Source organism: Flavobacterium sp. H122, assembly GCF_004959765.1.
GTDB lineage: Bacteria > Bacteroidota > Bacteroidia > Flavobacteriales > Flavobacteriaceae > Flavobacterium.
Map to the genome: position 1 here is coordinate 1 of NZ_SJZD01000021.1, position 3324 is coordinate 3324.

A 3324-nucleotide genomic window follows, 5' to 3' on the forward strand; every position below is an offset into this window, starting at 1 on the left:
AAACAAAAAATCCCCATCATTACTGATGAGGATTCTTTAAAGAAAGGCGGCGACATACTCTCCCACAGGATTGCAGTACCATCTGCGCAGGCGGGCTTAACTTCTCTGTTCGAAATGGGAAGAGGTGAGCCCCGCCGCAATAACCACCTTAAGGTCGTTTTGCATGGGTGGTTTGTTAATCAAACCAACAATACACAATATCTTAACACATTGAGATAAATATTCAAAATAGTTCCCCTGAGGTTACTCGAAGGGAGAAAGAATTCCCAGTCGTTGCCTGAGGTTACTCCAAGGCAACGACTGATACAATAAGCTTACGGGTTATTAGTACTACTCGACTATGACATTACTGCCTTTACATCTATAGCCTATCAACGTGGTCATCTTCCACGACCCTTAAAAGAAATCTCATCTTGTGGTGGGTTTCGCGCTTATATGCTTTCAGCGCTTATCCCTTCCCGACGTAGCTACTCTGCGGTGCCCCTGGCGGGACAACAGATACACTAGAGGTCAGTCCAACTCGGTCCTCTCGTACTAGAGTCAGATCCACTCAAATTTCTAACGCCCACAGTAGATAGAGACCGAACTGTCTCACGACGTTCTGAACCCAGCTCGCGTGCCACTTTAATGGGCGAACAGCCCAACCCTTGGGACCTTCTCCAGCCCCAGGATGTGACGAGCCGACATCGAGGTGCCAAACCCCCCCGTCGATATGAGCTCTTGGGGGAGATCAGCCTGTTATCCCCGGCGTACCTTTTATCCTTTGAGCGATGGCCCTTCCATGCGGAACCACCGGATCACTATGCTCTACTTTCGTACCTGATCGACCTGTATGTCTCTCAGTCAAGCTCCCTTATGCCATTGCACTCTACGCACGGTTACCAAGCGTGCTGAGGGAACCTTTAGAAGCCTCCGTTACTCTTTTGGAGGCGACCACCCCAGTCAAACTACCCACCAAGCAATGTCCTCCACATTATGGAGTTAGGCCTCAGATAAGCAAAGGGTGGTATTTCAACAATGACTCCACAACGCCTGGCGACGCCATTTCACAGTCTCCCACCTATCCTACACATCACTTATCCAAGGTCAATACTAAGCTATAGTAAAGGTGCACAGGGTCTTTTCGTCCCACTGCGGGTAATCGGCATCTTCACCGATACTACAATTTCACCGAGCTCATGGCTGAGACAGTGTCCAGATCGTTACACCATTCGTGCAGGTCGGAACTTACCCGACAAGGAATTTCGCTACCTTAGGACCGTTATAGTTACGGCCGCCGTTTACTGGGGCTTCAATTCAATGCTTCTCCGAAGATAACATCTCCTCTTAACCTTCCAGCACCGGGCAGGTGTCAGGCCCTATACTTCATCTTACGATTTTGCAGAGCCCTGTGTTTTTGATAAACAGTCGCCTGGACCTTTTCACTGCGGCCAGCTTGCGCTGGCGACCTTTCTCCCGAAGTTACAGGTCTATTTTGCCTAATTCCTTAGCCATGAATCTCTCGAGCACCTTAGGATTCTCTCCTCAACTACCTGTGTCGGTTTACGGTACGGGTACTTATAATCTAAGTTTAGAAGTTTTTCTTGGCAGCCCTTAGGTACACTATCCCATCATCCGAAGAATCCGAGTACTATCGTATTTCACCAGTTCCGGCGGATTTGCCTACCAGACCTATAGCTAGGTACTTTAACGAACTATTCCGTCAGTTCGCGGTACTTTCATCACTGCGTCACTCCATCACAATTATAAGTAGTACGGGAATATTAACCCGTTGGCCATCGACTGTCCCTTTCGGGTTCGCCTTAGGACCCGACTAACCCGCAGCTGATTAGCATAGCTGCGGAAACCTTAGTTTTTCGGTGTGCGGGTTTCTCGCCCGCATTATCGTTACTTATGCCTACATTTTCTTTTCTAACCGGTCCAGCATACCTTACGATACACCTTCAACCCTGTTAGAATGCTCCCCTACCACTTGTACATAGTACAAATCCATAGCTTCGGTAGTATGCTTATGCCCGATTATTATCCATGCCCGACCGCTCGACTAGTGAGCTGTTACGCACTCTTTAAATGAATGGCTGCTTCCAAGCCAACATCCTAGCTGTCGATGCAGTCAGACCGCGTTTTTTCAACTTAGCATACATTTGGGGACCTTAGCTGATGGTCTGGGTTCTTTCCCTCTCGGACTTGGACCTTAGCACCCAAGCCCTCACTGCTGTGTATATTATATAGCATTCGGAGTTTGTCAGGAATTGGTAGGCGGTGAAGCCCCCGCATCCAATCAGTAGCTCTACCTCTATATAACTCTACCACAGCGCTGCACCTAAATGCATTTCGGGGAGTACGAGCTATTTCCGAGTTTGATTGGCCTTTCACCCCTACCCACAGGTCATCCGAAGACTTTTCAACGTCAACCGGTTCGGACCTCCACTATGTGTTACCACAGCTTCATCCTGCCCATGGGTAGATCACACGGTTTCGCGTCTAACACTACTGACTAAAGCGCCCTATTCAGACTCGCTTTCGCTACGGATCCGTGACTTAATCACTTAACCTTGCCAGCAACGTTAACTCGTAGGCTCATTATGCAAAAGGCACGCCGTCACTTCACGAAGAAGCTCCGACCGCTTGTAAGCGTATGGTTTCAGGATCTATTTCACTCCGTTATTCACGGTTCTTTTCACCTTTCCTTCACAGTACTGGTTCACTATCGGTCTCTCAGGAGTATTTAGCCTTAGCGGATGGTCCCGCTAGATTCAGACAGGGTTTCACGTGCCCCGCCCTACTCAGGATACCACTATCAATATCTTCTCTTACCTGTACGGGACTATCACCCTGTTTCGTCTACCTTTCCAGGTAGTTCCAGTTCAATCCGCATCAAATATCGTGGTCCTACAACCCCAACATTGCCGTAACAACATTGGTTTGGGCTTCTCCGCGTTCGCTCGCCACTACTTACGGAATCACTTTTGTTTTCTTCTCCTCCGCCTACTTAGATGTTTCAGTTCAGCGGGTTTGCCCCCTATCGGGTACTATGTCTTCAACATAGTGGGTTGCCCCATTCGGATATCTGCGGATCAATTCGTGTGTGCCGATCCCCGCAGCTTTTCGCAGCTTATCACGTCCTTCATCGCCTCTGAGAGCCTAGGCATCCCCCATACGCCCTTATTTTGCTTATTGTTTTCTTTATTATTTTGTGCTTTACTTAATTTCTTAAGCAAAACCTTGTTCTTTCTACTTTTTGTATGTTTATCTCAATATGTCAATGAACTTTTATCTATTGCTAGATTCGTGGAGAATATCGGAGTCGAACCGATGACCTCC

Annotated in this window: 2 rRNA genes; both read right to left on the minus strand. The window is 48.0% G+C overall.

Annotated elements, in window-relative coordinates:
* Positions 1-41: 41 nt before the first annotated feature.
* Positions 42-151, minus strand: a 5S ribosomal RNA gene (rrf, locus tag EZM65_RS15290).
* 153 nt (positions 152-304) lie between these two features.
* Positions 305-3180, minus strand: a 23S ribosomal RNA gene (locus tag EZM65_RS15295).
* Positions 3181-3324 lie beyond the last annotated feature (144 nt).